The sequence below is a fragment of the Alteraurantiacibacter aestuarii genome (assembly GCF_009827405.1).
Classification (GTDB): Bacteria; Pseudomonadota; Alphaproteobacteria; order Sphingomonadales; family Sphingomonadaceae; genus Alteraurantiacibacter; species Alteraurantiacibacter aestuarii.
Map to the genome: position 1 here is coordinate 240,955 of NZ_WTYY01000003.1, position 16,381 is coordinate 257,335.

A 16,381-nucleotide genomic window follows, 5' to 3' on the forward strand; every position below is an offset into this window, starting at 1 on the left:
CCCTAGCGCAGCGTCAGCCAGGCAATTGCCACTGTGCCCACCACGATCCGGTACCAGGCGAAGGGGGTAAAGCCGCGGCGGCTGACAAAGGCCACGAACAGGCGAATGACGATCAGCGCCACGATAAAGCTGACCACAAAGCCGATGGCGATTTCATACCAGCCCACGCTTGTGGTGCCGGCCATCAGCGCATCGCCCTTCTGGAACAGTTCCAGTGTGGTGGCGCCGATCATGGTGGGCACGGCCAGAAAGAAGGAGAACTCCGCCGCCGTCTTGCGGTTCACGCCCATCGCCAGCGCGCCCATGATGGTGGCGCCTGATCGGCTGACACCGGGGATCATCGCCGTGCACTGGGCCAGGCCAATACCGATCACCGTCTTCATCGGCAGGTCGGCAACCTTCACCTCGTCACCCGGGCTGGAGGCTTTTTCGATCCCGATAATGGCAATGCCGCCCAGGATCAGCGCCCACGCCACGATTGACGGGCTGCCCAGCATGATGTCGATATAATCCTTGAACGCCAGCCCCAGGATCACGCTGGGAATGAACGCCAGCAGGATGTTGCGGGCAAAGCGCAGGCCTTCGCTTTCCAGCTTCAGCACGCCCATGCCCGCGCCCCAGAATGTGGGCCAGTACTGATACACCACCGCCAGGATCGCGCCCAGCTGGATAACCACGTTGAACATCGCCCACTCATCGGCATCATAGCCGAACATCTCCGTGGCGAGGATCAGGTGGCCGGTGGAGGAGACCGGCAGGAATTCTGTCAGCCCCTCGACAATGCCGAGCAATACTGCGGTGAGAGTGGTGTCCATTGCTGCCGAGCAATTGGCAGGGCGGGCGGTTTAGTCAAGCCAAACCGCCCCCCAACATCAGCAGCCCACACCAGCGGCGCACCGTGACCCTGCGCCGCAACCTGTCCTACCAGATCGAAACGCGATCCTGCGGCGGCAGGTACAGCGGATCATCCTCGCCCACATCGAAGGCATCATACCATGCGTCCAGCTGGCGTACGGTGTTGTTGAGGCGGAAATCGCCCGGAGGATGCGAATCGGACAGCATTTGCGAACGCTTGCGCTCGGGCCGCAGCTTCTCGCGCCAGTTCTGCGCAAAGCCGAGGAAGAAGCGCTGGTCGCCGGTCAGCCCGTCAATCACCGGAGCCTCAGCTCCATTCAGCGACAGGCGATAGGCGCGGTAGGCCATTTGCAGGCCGACCACATCGCCCAGCGTCTCTCCCAGAGCCAGCCGCCCGGTCAGGCAGGTTTCCCCGTCATCGGTGCAATAGGCCTCGATCAGCGGAATGAGCTTGCCCGCGCGCGCTTCAAAGCCCGCCCGGTCCACGTCCTGCCACCAGTTGCGCAGCGTGCCGGTGCTGTCGAACCGCGACCCGGAATCGTCAAAACCATGGCCAATCTCATGGCCGATGATCGCGCCGATTGCGCCATAGTTCACCGCCGCTTCGGCATTGGGGTTGAAATAGGGTGCCTGCAGGATGGCGGCGGGAAACACCACCTGGTTGAAGATCGCCATGTAATAGGCATTCACCGTCTGCGGCAGCATGGCCCATTCGGTGCGATCCACCGGCTTGCCCAGGCGCGAAAGCGAATCCGCCTGATTCCACGCAATGGCGCTGATGCGGTTGGCCAGCGGATTGCCCGGCGTGATCTCCAGCCCGTCATACGTCTCGAATTCATCGGGATAGCCGATCATCGGGGTGAAGCTTGCCAGCTTGGCCCGCGCTTCGGCCAGCGTGGCCGGGGTCAGCCAGTCATTATCGTCCAGATCCTCACCCATCGCGCGCAGCAGGTTGGCCACCAGCTCATCCATCTGCGCCTTGCTTTCAGGCGGGAAATAGCGCGCAGCGTAGAGCGCGCCCAGCTGCTCACCCAGCAGGCCTTCAACCTCGCCGATGGCGCGCTTTTCACGCGGGCGCGGGCTGTCCTGCCCGCTCATCACCGTACCGTAAAAGGCGAAATTCGCATCATCGATGTCGCTTGGCAGCACGGCGGCATAGGATGACAGGAAACGCACCGCCATATAGGCCTTGAGATTGGCCAGCGGGGTCTGCGTGAGCAATTGCATCATCGCCGGCAGGCCGCCGCCCATCATGCCCATTTGTTCATCGTCCAGACCCAGCGCGGCAGCTTCTTCGGCATCGGGCAGCAACTGGCTGGCCAGGAAGCGATCGACATCGCCGAAGCCGCCCGATTGCAGCAGCGTCTCGGTGGGAAAATCGGGGGCGAGCGCGATCAGCTCGTCGCGGCTCAGCACATTATAGGTCAGCTCCGGAATGCGGAACATCTGGCTGTCCCACTCCAGTTCGGCCACCTGATGCTCAAAATCATACACCACGCGGGCCGCGGCCGCCGGATCGCCGTAGCCTGCCTTGCCCAGCATGAAGGTGAGGAAATCCATGTATGCCGCGCGGATTTCCAGGTTCCGCTCATTGTCGACCAGATAATAATCGCGGTCATCCAGCCCCATGCCGGTGAAGCCGACCGATACCACATAGGAATTGGGATCGCGGCTATCGACGGTGACGCCTGCGGAAACCATCGCCGGATAGCCCGGCTGTTCGAACAGATGGGCAAGTGCATCCAGATCGGGCGCGTTGAAAATCTGCGTCAGATAGGGATAGGCAGGCGCAAGCCCCGCCGCATCGATGGCAGGCCGGTCCGCATAGGCATTATAGGCATCGACAATGCGGCGCTGGGTGGTTCCGGGCGCCGGATCGGCTGCAACCAGCTCCGTCACCAGCGTCTCGACATCGTCCACCGCGCCTTCGGCCAGAATGTCGAACGGGCCATAGCCGGATCGATCGGCGGGAATTTCGGTCGCTGCCACCCATTTGCCATTCACATAGGCATCGAAATCGGCACCGGGATCGACCGACGGGTCCAGCTGCGTCAGATCGACGCCCCATGCGCCGAACGACATTGCCGGGGTGGCCCGCTCCGGCGCCTCCTGCGCCTCCTGAGCCAGGGCCGGCATGGCGGCGGCGAGCGCAATGGCGGAAATGCCGGTAGCGAATATCTTGCGAATCATCGAGCGTCCCTTGATCTGTTCCGCCGCGCAGGATCAGCGCCCGCGGAATCGAAGTGAAATATCGGTTTAGCGCCAAGCCCGGAAAGGCGACGTCATTCATCGGTTTCATATGATACTTCGTCGATTAGCAGGGGCTTAACCCCTGTCTCAATCGAATTCTCAACCGGAAACTTCGTGTGCTTCGCCGGTCAGGCGGGCAAGCGGGCCGTCAGGCGGCCTGATCGTCAAATTGCAGCGCGGCGAGATGGGCATAAAGCCCACCCTTGGCAATCAGGCTGGCGTGATCGCCCTGCTCGACAATGCGGCCATCGTCCAGCACCACGATCCGGTCTGCCGCGCGCACCGTGGCCAGGCGGTGGGCGATGACCAGCGTGGTGCGGTTCTCCATCAGCTTTTCCAGCGCCTGCTGCACCAGCCGTTCGCTTTCGGCATCCAGCGCGCTGGTGGCTTCATCCAGCAGCAGGATCGGGGCATCGCGCAGCAGCGCGCGGGCGATTGCCACGCGCTGGCGCTGGCCGCCCGAAAGACGCGCCCCGCCTTCGCCCAGATAGGTATCGAGGCCATCGGGCAGTTCGCGCAGGAATTTTTCCGCATTGGCTGCGCGCGCCGCGTCCCAGATAGCCTCTTCATCGGCATCCCACGCGCCATAGCGCAGATTGTCGCGCGCGCTGGCGGCGAACAAGACGCCTTCCTGCGGAACCAGCGCCATGCGTCCGCGAATGGCGGCAGGGTCGGCCTGATCCAGCGGAACGCCGTCCATGCGGATGGTGCCCACCTGCGGATCGTAGAAACGCTCCACCAGCTGGAAAATGGTCGATTTGCCGGCGCCCGATGGCCCCACGATGGCCACTGTCTCACCCGGCTCAACGGTCAGGGTGAACCCCTCGATCGCCTTGTCCTGCAAGCGCGTGGGATAGCTGAAGCCGACATTCTGGAACGACAGGCTGCCGCGCGGCGGCTCCGGCAGGGCCTGCGGACGCGCGGGCGGCGCGATTGCGGGTGCCTGGTTGAGCAATTCGTTCAGCCGACCAGCCGCACCGGCACCGCGCAGAAGATCCCCGTAAACCTCGGTCAGCGATCCGAATGCACCCGCCACCAGCACGCCGGTGAGCACGAAGGCGGCGATGGTGCCGCCCGAAAGCGTGCCTTCGGCCACCTGCATCGCCCCGCGCCACATCAGCGCGGTGATCGCGCCGAAGATCACCGCAATGATGATCGCGGTCATGGTCGAGCGCAGCACGATGCGCCGCCGGGCGGTTTCGAAAGTGGCCTCCACACTGGCGGCAAAGCGGGCCTGTTCGCGGCTTTCCTGGTTGAAGCCCTGGACGATTTTCATCGCGCCCAGCACTTCGGAAATCATCGCGCCGACATCGGCCACGCGGTCCTGGCTCTCACGGCTGACAGCGCGCAGGCGGCGACCGAACATGGCAATCGGAATGATCACCACCGGAATGGCCACCACCATCATCCCGGTCAGCGCGGGCGCGAGGTAAACCAGATAGGCCGTGCCGCCCACCGCCATGATGGCATTGCGCAGCGCGACCGAGACGGTGGTGCCCACCACATGTTCGATCTGCGCGGTGTCGGCGGTCATCCGGCTGGAAATCTCCGACGGGCTGTTCTCCTCGAAGAAGCCGGGGGACAGGCGCAGCAGGTTCTGCTGAACGGCAAGGCGGATATCGGCCACCACGCGTTCACCCAGCAGGCTGACGAAATAGAACCGGCAGGCCGTGCCCAGTGCCAGCACCACCACGATGCCGAACAGATAGCGGAACCAGCGGCCGATCTCGTCCGGGTTGCTGCCCTCGGCAAAGCCGCGATCGATGATCAGGCGGAAACCGGCGGGGATCGCCAGCGTGGCCGCTGCCGTCACCATCAGGGCGATACAGGCGAACACGATCATGCCGGGATAGCGCCCGGCGGCGCGGAAAATCATCGCCAGCGGACCCAGGTTATCTGCGGGCTCTACATCATCGGAGGAAGCGCGGCTGGCCATTTCGCTGCTGCGCCTAGCCGATAAGATCGCGCGATTGAAGCACTTGCCCGCCGGAATTCTGCATTATTGCGGTTTTTCCGGGCACAAGCCCCTTTTGCTGCAATGCAACATCGCTTACATTGGATGCACAAGTCAGGCTATGGCATGGTGCAGACAACACAATTGCGCGCCGTGCCGGGATCGCAGCAGATCCACCTGGCACATGGTTCGCATCAGGGGACGCACATGCTCTATTCCGCCTATGAAATGCATCGATCGATGATGCATTCGGCCAGCAATCTGGCGTCTTTCGGGGCCCAATTGCTGAGCAATCCGGCGCTTCCCATCGGGTATTTCGGCATGGGGCCAGCCATGGCCTCCGCGCTGAAGGTGTTCGCCCACGTCTATGAAGAGCGCGGCAAGCCCGAATTCGGCATCGAATCGGTCACCGTCGATGGCAAGGCCCATGCGGTGTCCGAAAACGTGGTGCTGGAAAAGCCGTTCGGATCGCTGCGTCATTTCAAGCGCGAGGGCCTGCCCGCCGATGCGCCCAAGCTGCTGCTGGTTGCGCCGATGAGCGGCCACTACGCCACGCTGCTGCGCGGTACGCTGGCGCGCATGCTGGAAAATCAGGAAGTGTGGGTGACAGACTGGGCCGACGCCAAGCTGGTGCCACTGTCCGCCGGTGATTTCGATCTGGACGACTATATCGATTACCTGATCGAATTCCTCCGGTTCATCGGTGAAAACACGCATGTGCTGGCGGTGTGCCAGCCCTCTGTTCCCGCCTTTGCCGCCACGGCGGTGATGGCGGCGGAAGGCGATGCGTGCCGCCCCGCCACGCTGACCATGATGGGCGGCCCGATCGATACGCGCGCCAGCCCGACCAGCGTCAACGATGTGGCGATGGACAAGCCGCACAGCTGGTTCGTCGACAATGTGATTGCCACCGTGCCGCTGAATTATCCCGGAGCGGGCCGCAAGGTCTATCCCGGCTTCCTGCAGCTGGCGGGCTTCCTGTCGATGAACATGGAAAGCCACATGCTGAGCCATTACGAGATGTTCAAGCACCTGACCGTTGGGGATCAGGAAAGCGCCGACAAGACTAAGGATTTCTACGACGAATATCTCTCTCACTGCGACATGACGGCGGAGTTCTATTTGCAGACGATCCACCACGTGTTCCAGGAACACTCGCTGCCCAAGGGTGAATTCGTGCACCGCGGCAAGGCCATCGATCCTGATGCCATCCGCGACACCGCCCTGCTGGCGATCGAGGGTGAGAACGACGATATCTCAGGCGTGGGCCAGACCCGCGCGGCGCTGGACCTGACCAAGCACCTGCCAGCCGATCAGAAGAAGTACTACCTGGCCACAGATGTGGGCCATTACGGCATCTTCAACGGCAGCAAATGGCGCGGCAAGATCGCTCCCGTGGTGGAAGACTGGATCCGCGCCCATTCGCGCTGATCAGCGCTGATCGGCGCGGGCCGACGCAGCATGGGACACGCTGTCGACAGGACGCGCGCAGGTCAGGCGGCTGACGGCACCTGCGCCGTTTCGGCAGGCTGGCCGGACCGGGCCTTGCGCGCATCGCCCTGCGTGCGCCGGACATAGGACCACAGGCCGCATTGCAGGCCAACCAGCATGAAGATGAACGGCTGATAGGCAATGCCCACGAACAGCGCGCCCACCAGATAGGCCAGCTGGGCCTGCTGCAGGGCGGTGGCCAGACCCCATTGCCAGCTCTTGCGGCCATCGGCTGCGTCCTGATCGCCTGCCGTGCGGGAGAAGCGCCAGCGGATGCGCTCCATCTGCCACACGCCCAGCCCCTGCAACCACAGCCACAGCAGCAGGCCCGGCCAGCCCTGCTCGCCCAGCAGCTCGAAATAGGAGGAGTGATAGGCGCGCGCTTCTTCCGTCACTTCGCGGAATTCGACCTGCTGGTTATTGCCCTCTCCGGTCACCACGCGGGTGTTGTAGGTGAAGGAATTGGCGCGATAGGCATCGAAGCCGCCGCCCAGCGGATGATCCTTCGAATAGTCATAGGTCCATTGCCACACCGCCAGCCTGGTGGAGGCGGACTGGTCGCTCTGATAGCCGGTGATCGTGCCCATCCGTTCAAGATAGCTCTGCGGCAGGAAGGGTATCGCCGCCATCAGCACCAGACCCGCCAGCGCACCATAGACAAAGCGATAGCGCACCGACCGCAGCATCAGCACCCCCAGCACGGCAAGGCACACCAGCCCGGTGCGCGCAGACGTGCCGATCGGGATCAGCAGACAGGAAAAGATCAGCGCGCCGCTGAATGTCCACACCCGCCAGTCCGGCTTGAAGATGGTGCCGTGGCGCGCCAGCCATACGATCAGCGGGATTGTGGCAATCGCCGCGGTGGAGATGATCGAGCCTTCGTACAGCCCGGAATTCTCATCCACCAGCAGCTTGAGCGTGGCATAGCCGCCGCCGCCGAAAACGGTCTTCATCCCGCCGTTGATGATGATCGCGCCGATGGACAGCACCAGGATCAGGACCGCCGCCTCTATCCGCAGCCGCGTGCGCAATGTCAGCGGCAGGAAAGTGGCGAACACCAGCGCCTTCCACACCCAGTCCCACTTCTCCCACGCCGAATCCTGGAACTGCGCCGCCATCGTGGTCAGCCCGCAATAGACCAGCAGCGCCACGATAAGCCCCTGGCGGAAAGTGAAGCGCATGCCCTGCTTGCTGTCGAAGAACAGCCAGCCGCAAAACGCCGCGGCAAAGGCCATCAGCGATAGCGGCAAGGCCTGGATCAGCCCCCAGCCGATCTTCTGCGGGGCCACGACATCGATATAGATATAGACCAGCACCCAGATGAACGGGCGCTTCAGCCCCATCGCCAGCAGCAGGCCGATAAAGCCGATCAGGACAAGGTCGAGCACGCGCTCAGCCGTCCTTGTTCGTGCTGCGGCCAGCGTTGGGGCGCGCATAGGGAGAGAACTTGCCCTTTGGGCGCGGCGCCGGGGCGGTATCGGCAGCCGCCGCCTCATCCTCGCGATCGAGATCGTCGCGCGTCAGCAGCCGGAAAGCGGCAAGCGCGATCAGGCCGTGTGTCAGCGCGATGGTGAAATAGTCGATCACAGATAGATTTCCGGCAGCTTCATCGGCAGCCATAGCCCAGACAAATTGACGCGCCGTTAAGGTTGTCGTGGCAAGGATTTGCGTCAATGACACGCATTCTGCACATCCTTGACCACTCGCTGCCGATGCACAGCGGCTATACCTTCCGCACGCGGGCGATCATGCGCGCGCAATTGGCGCAGGGCCTGGAAGTGCGCGGCATAACCGGTCTGCGCCACACCGCCGATGGTCCCGATGTGGAAGCGGCCGAGGGGCTGACCTTTCACCGCACACGCGGAGAAGCCTCCGGCCCGCCCGCTGTGCGTGAATGGCGCGAGATTTCCGCCCTGGCAGACGCGATTGTCGATCTGGCGCAGGGCTGGCGGCCCGATATCCTGCATGCCCATTCGCCCGCGCTGGGCGGGATGGCGGCGGTTCGCGCCGGGCGAAAGCTGGGCATACCGGTGGTGTATGAAATCCGCGCCTTCTGGGAAGATGCCGCCGTGGGCAACGGCGTGGGCAAGGCCGGATCGCTCAAATACCGCCTCACCCGCAGCCTGGAAAACCACGTGGTGGCGCAGGCGGGCCGGGTGGTGACCATTTGCGAAGGTCTGCGCGCCGATCTGGTGGCGCGCGGTGTTGCCGCAAGCAAGATTGCGATCATGCCCAATGGCGTGGATTTGACGCTGTTCGGCAATCCGGTGCCCCGCGATGGCGCGCTGGCGCGCTCGCTCGGTCTGGGAGATGGCCCGGTGATCGGCTTCATCGGCAGCTTCTATGATTATGAAGGGCTGGACGACCTGATCGATGCCATGCCCGCACTGGTGCAGCGCCATGGCGATGCGCGGCTGCTGCTGGTGGGCGGCGGACCGATGGAAGATGCGCTCAAGGCGCGCGCCGAAGCCTCCCCCGCCAGCCATGCGATTCGCTTTGTCGGCCGCGTGCCGCACGATCAGGTGGAACGATATTACGCGCTGGCCGACATCATGGCCTATCCGCGCAAGGCCAGCCGGCTGACGGACCTCGTCACCCCGCTCAAGCCGCTGGAAGCGATGGCGCAGGGCAAGTTGGTCGCCGCCAGCGATGTGGGCGGACACCGCGAGCTGATGGAGGACGGGGTCACCGGCACGCTGTTCACCCCCGACGATCCGCAGTCATGCGCCCGCGCGCTGGCCGATCTGCTGGATGCGCGCGGCAACTGGGACACCATGCGTCAGACCGCTCGCCAGCATGTTGCCAGCCATCATGACTGGGCCTGCAACGTTCAACGTTATCAAGCTGTTTACCAAGTGCTGTTAGGCCACGATCCGAACAGCCGGATTTGCGCCGCAGCCTGACAGGTGGCGGCAAGATGGACCGGCGCGAAACCTGGGTGATCAATTGGCTAGCATGGCACAAGAAACCGGCATGAAGCGAGGGGGCGCAAAGGCCCCCATCAGCACGCATCCGGCGTTCCCGTTTATCGTGGCCCTGTGGTTTGCCGCCCTTCTGGGCATGGGCAGTCTGGTGGTCCCTGTCCCGGTGATCGAACAGATCGCCGTATCGACCGGCCTTTCCTCCATCGTGCCTGCCACCGCGCCGCCGCTCGGCTTTACCGCCCGCGCGCTGATGGCGCTCGGCTTCACCGTGCTGGGGGCGATTTCCGGCCTGCTGATCGCGCGCCAGGTGGCCAGGGCCCATTCCCCTGCCGCCCCGCAGCGTTCTCGCGCCGCCAAGAAAGGCTCAGCCAAGCGCTCACCGATCAATGCGCATGAGGAGCTGGGCGAAAGAGGGTTTGACGATACCGGGCCGCGCCGCCGCGCGCTGGCCATAGATGTGGATGAAGGTCACAGCGAATATTTCGATTTCGCCCCGCTGCCCGGCAACCCCGGCGCCAGATTTCTTGCTGCCGCCAAGGCCGCCGACATGCCCGACTTCGATCTGGAAGCAGCAGTCGAAGAATCAGCAAGAGTCGCCAGCGACGATCATTTTGATGACGTGATGGAACTGTCGGAAATGGCGCCTGCCGCCAGCTTTGGCGAAGACATGGACGGGGATGAACCAATGATCGACGGGCCGGAATTCGCAGCCGCCATCGAAGCGCCAGTGCCCGCCGGTCTTGATGCAGAGCCCGATGTACACGAGGCGGAAGACCAGTTCGACACGGCCTGGTTCGAGGCTGAGGATGACAGCGAAGCCGCTGTGGATGCCCTGGCCTTCTCCCCGCCATCGATGAAGCGCGGCGAGTCCGCTGAAGGGCCGGTCAAGGGGCCTTCTGACGAACCCTCTGCAGAGCCTGCACCATCGCCTGCACGATTCCTGGCTCCGCTGCCGGAAGATGACATTTACAACGAGGACACCATGATCGAGTCCAGTTTCGAGCCTGCCGCCGAGCCTGATCAAGCCGAAGCCGATATCTCAACGGACGCTGCGCCCGCGCAGTGGGACGAGGCGGAACTGGGCGACCTGGCGCTGGTGCAGCTGGCACAGCGCCTCGGCTCCTCGATCGAGAAACACCGCCAGATGCGCGCCGCCCGGGCCAGGCTGGCCGCTTCCGCACCGATCCCCGCGCACGCCATGCGCGCCATGCCCAGTGGCTTCGACGTGGCCGAGCCGGACGAGGCCGCCGAGGCGATGAAGGCCTATTTCGGCCGCACCGAATCCGCCGCAGATCCGATCACGTCTGCTGCCGCAGAACCAGCGCCCTTTGCCGATTTCTCCTCACCTGCGCAGGGCTTGGACGAGCCTGACGCCGATCTCGACGATGCTGCCGGTCATGACGATGCCGATTATGAGGACGCGGCCCCTTTTGAAGACGCGGCCCCTTTTGAAGACGCAGGCGAAGAACAGCCGCCACAAGACAGCGAATTCCGGCTGTTCGCCAATTTCGCCCATCTGAGCGGGCTTGATGCCGAGGATGACACGGATGAGGATGACCTCACCGCGTCTTTCAATCTTCCGCTTGAGCGCATGCGCACCGAAACGGCCCGGGCCAAGGCACCTGCCGCCCGCAAGCCGCTCGATTTCTCCCGGCCCGCCGATACCGCTCCGTCAGAGCAAGAAGGCGATGACGCGGAGGACTTCGCCTCGCTGGTCGCGATGAACAATCCCTTCCGGCAGCGGGCGGAGGAATTCGTCCGGATCGAGGATGAGCCGCAGGCCGCAGACGACCATGTCGAGCCTGCCGTGGTGTTCCCGCACGAGGCTGCAAGCAGCTCCGCACAGGAAGACGCCGCTCTTGCTGCCATTTCCACCGGCACCCGGCGCCCCTTCGATGCGCCGTCAGACCAGGGCGCAGCACAGGCCAAACCTGCGGCTGCGGAACAGGCCCGGCCGGTCAATGCAGAGGAAAATGAGCGCGTCCTGCGCGAAGCCCTGCTCAACCTCCAGCGGATGAGCGGCGTCGCCTGATCGCGCACTGGCGCTAAACATCTGGAATCCCGGCACAAGGCCATGAATTGACCATTGTGCATTGCAGCAAACCTTGCCAAAACACTTTCCTGTCGCCATGGGGTTCCTTCGCGACATTTTCGATAAGCACCCAAGCTGGGTGAGTCGCGTTTCGCTGCTGGCTTTTGCCGGTGTCGGAGCGTGCAAAACCATCGGCTTGAGACAGGATAGAAGAGTTGACCGATTTTCCAGCCCCACAGGGCCTTTACGATCCGCGCAATGAACATGATAACTGCGGTGTAGGCTTTGTAGCCCATATCAAGGGCGTCAAATCGCACGACATCGTGACCCAGGCGCTGCAGATTCTGGAAAATATCGACCATCGCGGCGCTGTGGGCGCTGATCCACTGCTGGGCGATGGCGCGGGTATCCTGATGCAGATCCCGGACAAGCTCTATCGCAAATGGGCCACGGGCGAAGGGCTGAGCCTGCCGCCGGCCGGCGATTATGCCGTGGCCATGTGCTTCCTGCCGCAGGAAGATGCAGCGCGCGAGTTCATCACCGAACAGTTCGAGAAGTTCATCGCCAAGGAAGGCCAGACGCTGATCGGCTGGCGCGATGTGCCCTGCACGCTGGACGGCCTGGGCAAGGCCGTGCTCGATTCGATGCCGATGATCCGCCAGTGCTTCATCGCGCGCGGCGAAAATTGCGAGGACCATGACGCGTTCGAGCGCAAGCTGATCGTGATTCGCAAGCAGACGCAGAACCCGCTCAAGGAACTGGCCGAAAAGCACAACATGCCCGGCCTGCTGAAGCTGTACATGCCCAGCTTCTCCAGCCGCACGGTGGTGTACAAGGGCCTGCTGCTGGCCAATCAGGTGGGCAGTTTCTATGACGATCTGCGCGATCCCGATTGCGAAAGCGCGCTGGGCCTGGTGCACCAGCGCTTCTCCACCAACACCTTCCCCAGCTGGCGCCTGGCACAGCCGTTCCGCCTGATCGCGCATAATGGCGAGATCAACACGGTTCGCGGCAATGTGAACTGGATGAACGCCCGCCGCCGCACGATGGAAAGCGACCTGCTGGGCGCCGACCTCGACAAATTGTGGCCGATCGTGCCGCATGGCCAGTCTGACACCGCCTGCCTCGATAACGCGCTGGAGCTGCTGCTGCTGGGCGGATATTCGCTGGCCCATGCGATGATGATGCTGATCCCGGAAGCGTGGGCGCGCGATCCGATGATCGATCCCGCGCGCAAGGCGTTCTACGAATATCACGCCGCGCTTATGGAACCCTGGGACGGCCCCGCCGCCGTGGCCTTTACCGATGGCCGCCAGATCGCCGCCACGCTGGACCGCAACGGCCTGCGTCCGGCGCGCTTTGTGGTGACCCGGGACGATATCGTCTGCCTCGCATCGGAAAGCGGCGTGCTGCCGTTTGCCGAAACCGACATCATCCGCAAATGGCGCCTGCAACCGGGCAAGATGCTGCTGATCGACCTCGAAGAAGGCCGCATCGTCGAAGATGCCGAGCTGAAGGCGGAGCTGGCCGCCGCGCATCCATATGAAAAATGGCTCAAGCAGGCGCAGTACAAACTGCGCGACCTTGAAACCATTGAGACCGACCGCGATGCCGTGCGCGCGCCGGAAGATTCGCTGCTCGATCGCCAGCAGGCCTTTGGCTACACGCAGGAAGACATCTCGCGCTTTCTGGAGCCGATGGCCGTCAACGCCGACGATCCGCTGGGGTCGATGGGCACCGACACGCCGATTGCCGTGCTGTCCGCCAGGAGCCGGCTGCTGTATGATTACTTCAAGCAGAACTTCGCCCAGGTAACCAACCCGCCGATCGATCCGATCCGCGAGGAACTGGTGATGAGCCTGCTGTCGATGATCGGCCCGCGTCCCAACCTGCTGGGCCATGATGGCGGCCTGCACAAGCGTCTGGAAGTCGATCAGCCGATCCTGACCAACAAGGATGTCGAGAAGATCCGCTCTGTCGAAAGCAGCCTGGATGGCGCTTTCCGGACCGAGACGATCGACATCACCTGGGATGCCGAAACCGGCGCCGAGGGGCTGGAAATGGCGATCAAGGAAATGTGCTGGGCTGCCACCGAAGCGGTGCTGCAGGACAAGAACATCCTGATCCTGTCCGACCGCGCGGCCAACAAGGACCGCATTCCCATGCCCGCGCTGCTGGCAACCGCAGCCGTGCACCATCATCTGGTGCGCCAGGGCCTGCGCATGCAGACCGGCCTGGTGGTGGAGACCGGCGAAGCGCGCGAAGTGCATCATTTCTGCGCGCTGGCGGGCTATGGCGCCGAAGCCATCAACCCCTATCTCGCGTTCGAGACGCTGGAGGATATCCGCGCCGAGAAATATCAGGACATGGACCCCGTTCAGGTCCGCCGCAACTATATCAAGGCGGTCGGCAAGGGCATCCAGAAGGTCATGTCCAAGATGGGCATTTCGACCTACCAGTCCTATTGCGGTGCGCAGATCTTCGATGCGGTCGGCCTGTCGACCGAGTTCGTGGAGAAATATTTCACCGGCACCGCCACCACCATCGAAGGCATCGGCCTGATCGACGTGGCGGAGGAAGCGGTGCGCCGCCATGCGGCTGCCTATGGCGACAACCCGATCTATCGCAACATGCTGGACGTGGGCGGTATCTACCAGTTCCGTCTGCGCGGTGAGGATCACGCCTGGACGCCTGCCAATGTCGCCCATTTGCAGCACGCCGTGCGCGGCACGGACCCGGCCAGCAACTGGGCCAATTACGCCGAGTTCGCCAAGTCGATCAACGAGCAGTCCGAACGCCTGCTGACGATCCGCGGGCTGATGGAACTCAAGCCAGCCAACACGCCGCTGGACATCTCCGAAGTCGAAACGGCGGCGGAAATCGTCAAGCGCTTCGCCACCGGCGCGATGAGCTATGGCTCCATCAGCTGGGAAGCGCACACCACGCTGGCAAAGGCGATGAACCGCATCGGCGGCAAGTCCAACACCGGTGAAGGCGGGGAAGATCCCAGCCGCTTCACGCCGATGGCCAATGGCGATTCGATGCGTTCGGCGATCAAGCAGGTGGCATCGGGCCGGTTTGGCGTGACCACCGAATATCTGGTCAATGCCGACGATATCCAGATCAAGATGGCGCAGGGCGCAAAGCCCGGTGAAGGCGGCCAGCTGCCCGGTCACAAGGTCGACAAGACCATTGGCGCAACCCGCCATTCAACCCCTGGCGTGGGCCTGATCTCCCCGCCGCCGCATCACGATATCTACTCGATCGAAGACCTTGCGCAGCTGATCCACGATCTCAAGAACGTGAACCCGGTCGCGCGTATTTCGGTCAAGCTGGTGTCCGAAGTGGGCGTGGGCACGGTGGCTGCGGGCGTTTCCAAGGCGCGCGCCGACCATGTGACCATCTCGGGTTATGAAGGCGGCACCGGCGCAAGTCCGCTGACCAGCCTGACGCATGCCGGCTCGCCGTGGGAAATCGGCCTGGCGGAAACGCAGCAGACGCTGCTGCTCAACGATCTACGCAGCCGCATTGCGGTGCAGGTCGATGGCGGCCTGCGCACTGGCCGCGATGTCGCCATTGGCGCGCTGCTGGGCGCGGACGAGTTCGGCTTTGCCACCGCTCCGCTGATCGCAGCGGGCTGCATCATGATGCGCAAGTGCCACCTCAACACCTGCCCGGTGGGCGTGGCCACGCAGAACCCCGAACTGCGCAAGCGCTTTGTCGGCCAGCCCGAACATGTGATCAATTACTTCTTCTTCGTGGCCGAGGAGCTGCGCGCGATCATGGCCGAAATGGGCTTCCGCACGCTGCAGGAGATGATCGGCCGGGTTGACCGGATCGACATGAAGCGCGCCGTTCGCCACTGGAAGGCAGACGGCGTGGATCTGACCCGCCTGCTGACGTCGATCCCCGTGCCCGAAGGCAAGGAACTCTATCACACCGAAACGCAGGATCACGGCCTTCAGGCTGCGCTCGACAACGACCTGATCCAGGCTGCGCGTCCGGCGATCGAACATGGCGAAACGCTGGTGCTCGATTTCCCGATCCGCAATGTCAACCGCACGGTCGGCACGATGCTGTCGGGCCAGATCGCGCAGAAGTTCGGCCATGCCGGCCTCAAGCCGGAACAGCTGCGGATCAACTTCACCGGCGTTGCCGGGCAGAGCTTTGCCGCATGGCTGGCGCATGGCGTCACGCTGGATCTGGTGGGCGATGCCAACGACTATGTCGGCAAGGGGCTTTCGGGCGGCCGCGTGATCGTGCGCCCGCCGTCCAATGTGGACCGCGATCCGACGCAGAACATCATCGTGGGCAACACCGTGCTGTATGGCGCGATTGCCGGCGAGGCCTATTTCGGCGGCGTTGCGGGTGAACGCTTCGCGGTGCGCAATTCGGGCGCCGTGGCGGTGGTTGAAGGCACCGGCGATCACGGCTGCGAATATATGACCGGCGGCGTGGTCTGCGTGCTGGGCGGCACGGGCCGCAACTTTGCCGCCGGGATGAGCGGCGGCGTGGCCTATGTCTATGACGCCGATGGCTCGTTCAAGGATCGCTGCAACATGGCGCAGGTCGATCTGGAACCGATCAGCCCCGCACCTTCTGCCGAAGAAGGCACCGGCCGTCCGCAGCAGCGCGCCACCAGCGTTACCGATTTCGGCATGGGCGACATGCTCTATCACGATGCCGAGCGGCTGCGCATTCTGGTGGAGCGGCACAAGCTGCACACCGGCTCTGCCAGGGCGAGCGCACTGCTCGAAGACTGGGACAATGCGCTGGGTAAATTCGTCAAGGTCATGCCGCGCGATTATGCAAACGCGCTGAGGCAGCTTGAAGCGGAGCGTAATGCTGCCGCCTCCGTGGCTGCCGAGTAAGGAA

The 16,381-nt window shown here is 63.5% G+C and carries 9 protein-coding genes; 4 read left to right on the plus strand and 5 right to left on the minus strand.

The window, feature by feature from the left end:
* Window positions 1-2: 2 nt before the first annotated feature.
* From GRI32_RS06545 to GRI32_RS06555, 3 genes are all read right to left on the minus strand, one after another.
* Window positions 3-815, minus strand: a complete 813-nt coding sequence (locus GRI32_RS06545) for an undecaprenyl-diphosphate phosphatase (RefSeq protein WP_160590605.1) — start codon at window positions 813-815, stop codon at window positions 3-5.
* A gap of 106 nt (window positions 816-921) precedes the next feature.
* A complete protein-coding gene (locus tag GRI32_RS06550) occupies window positions 922-3,045 on the minus strand; it encodes a M13 family metallopeptidase (RefSeq protein WP_160590606.1) in 2,124 nt (707 codons plus the stop codon).
* Between the two features lie 208 nt (window positions 3,046-3,253).
* Window positions 3,254-5,041, minus strand: coding sequence for an ABC transporter transmembrane domain-containing protein (locus tag GRI32_RS06555; RefSeq protein ID WP_160590607.1), 1,788 nt, complete (start codon window positions 5,039-5,041; stop codon window positions 3,254-3,256).
* Between the two features lie 225 nt (window positions 5,042-5,266).
* Here GRI32_RS06555 and GRI32_RS06560 point away from each other — a divergent pair, with 225 nt between their 5' ends.
* Window positions 5,267-6,490 (plus strand): polyhydroxyalkanoate depolymerase, encoded by a 1,224-nt coding sequence (locus tag GRI32_RS06560; RefSeq protein ID WP_160591093.1) that lies wholly within the window; start codon window positions 5,267-5,269, stop codon window positions 6,488-6,490.
* A 62-nt stretch (window positions 6,491-6,552) separates the two neighbouring features.
* On the opposite strand, the gene GRI32_RS06565 is transcribed toward GRI32_RS06560, so the two are convergent.
* The gene (locus tag GRI32_RS06565; RefSeq protein ID WP_160590608.1) at window positions 6,553-7,938 is read right to left on the minus strand and encodes a putative O-glycosylation ligase, exosortase A system-associated; all 1,386 of its coding nucleotides are present in this window, start codon (window positions 7,936-7,938) and stop codon (window positions 6,553-6,555) included.
* Window positions 7,939-7,942: 4 nt separating this feature from the next.
* A complete protein-coding gene (locus tag GRI32_RS10705; RefSeq protein WP_237437423.1) occupies window positions 7,943-8,170 on the minus strand; it encodes a hypothetical protein in 228 nt (75 codons plus the stop codon).
* A gap of 53 nt (window positions 8,171-8,223) precedes the next feature.
* Here GRI32_RS10705 and GRI32_RS06570 point away from each other — a divergent pair, with 53 nt between their 5' ends.
* The 3 genes from GRI32_RS06570 (at window position 8,224) to gltB (ending at window position 16,377) form a co-directional block, all read left to right on the plus strand.
* Window positions 8,224-9,453 carry a TIGR04063 family PEP-CTERM/XrtA system glycosyltransferase gene (locus GRI32_RS06570; protein ID WP_160590609.1) on the plus strand — a complete coding sequence of 410 codons (1,230 nt, stop codon included), beginning with the start codon at window positions 8,224-8,226 and terminating at the stop codon, window positions 9,451-9,453.
* 70 nt (window positions 9,454-9,523) lie between these two features.
* Window positions 9,524-11,506: a hypothetical protein gene (locus GRI32_RS06575; RefSeq protein WP_237437424.1), complete on the plus strand. Its 1,983-nt coding sequence runs from the start codon at window positions 9,524-9,526 to the stop codon at window positions 11,504-11,506.
* Window positions 11,507-11,721: 215 nt separating this feature from the next.
* A complete protein-coding gene (gltB, locus tag GRI32_RS06580) occupies window positions 11,722-16,377 on the plus strand; it encodes a glutamate synthase large subunit (RefSeq protein ID WP_160590611.1) in 4,656 nt (1,551 codons plus the stop codon).
* The last annotated feature ends 4 nt before the right edge of the window (window positions 16,378-16,381 follow it).

Coding starts and splice junctions, on each gene's coding strand:
- GRI32_RS06555 (WP_160590607.1), bottom strand. CDS start 5,041: ATGGCCAGCCGCGCTTCCTCCGATGATGTAGAGCCCGCAGATAACCTG.
- GRI32_RS06545 (WP_160590605.1), bottom strand. CDS start 815: ATGGACACCACTCTCACCGCAGTATTGCTCGGCATTGTCGAGGGGCTG.
- GRI32_RS10705 (WP_237437423.1), bottom strand. CDS start 8,170: ATGGCTGCCGATGAAGCTGCCGGAAATCTATCTGTGATCGACTATTTC.
- GRI32_RS06570 (WP_160590609.1), top strand. CDS start 8,224: ATGACACGCATTCTGCACATCCTTGACCACTCGCTGCCGATGCACAGC.
- GRI32_RS06575 (WP_237437424.1), top strand. CDS start 9,524: ATGAAGCGAGGGGGCGCAAAGGCCCCCATCAGCACGCATCCGGCGTTC.
- GRI32_RS06560 (WP_160591093.1), top strand. CDS start 5,267: ATGCTCTATTCCGCCTATGAAATGCATCGATCGATGATGCATTCGGCC.
- GRI32_RS06550 (WP_160590606.1), bottom strand. CDS start 3,045: ATGATTCGCAAGATATTCGCTACCGGCATTTCCGCCATTGCGCTCGCC.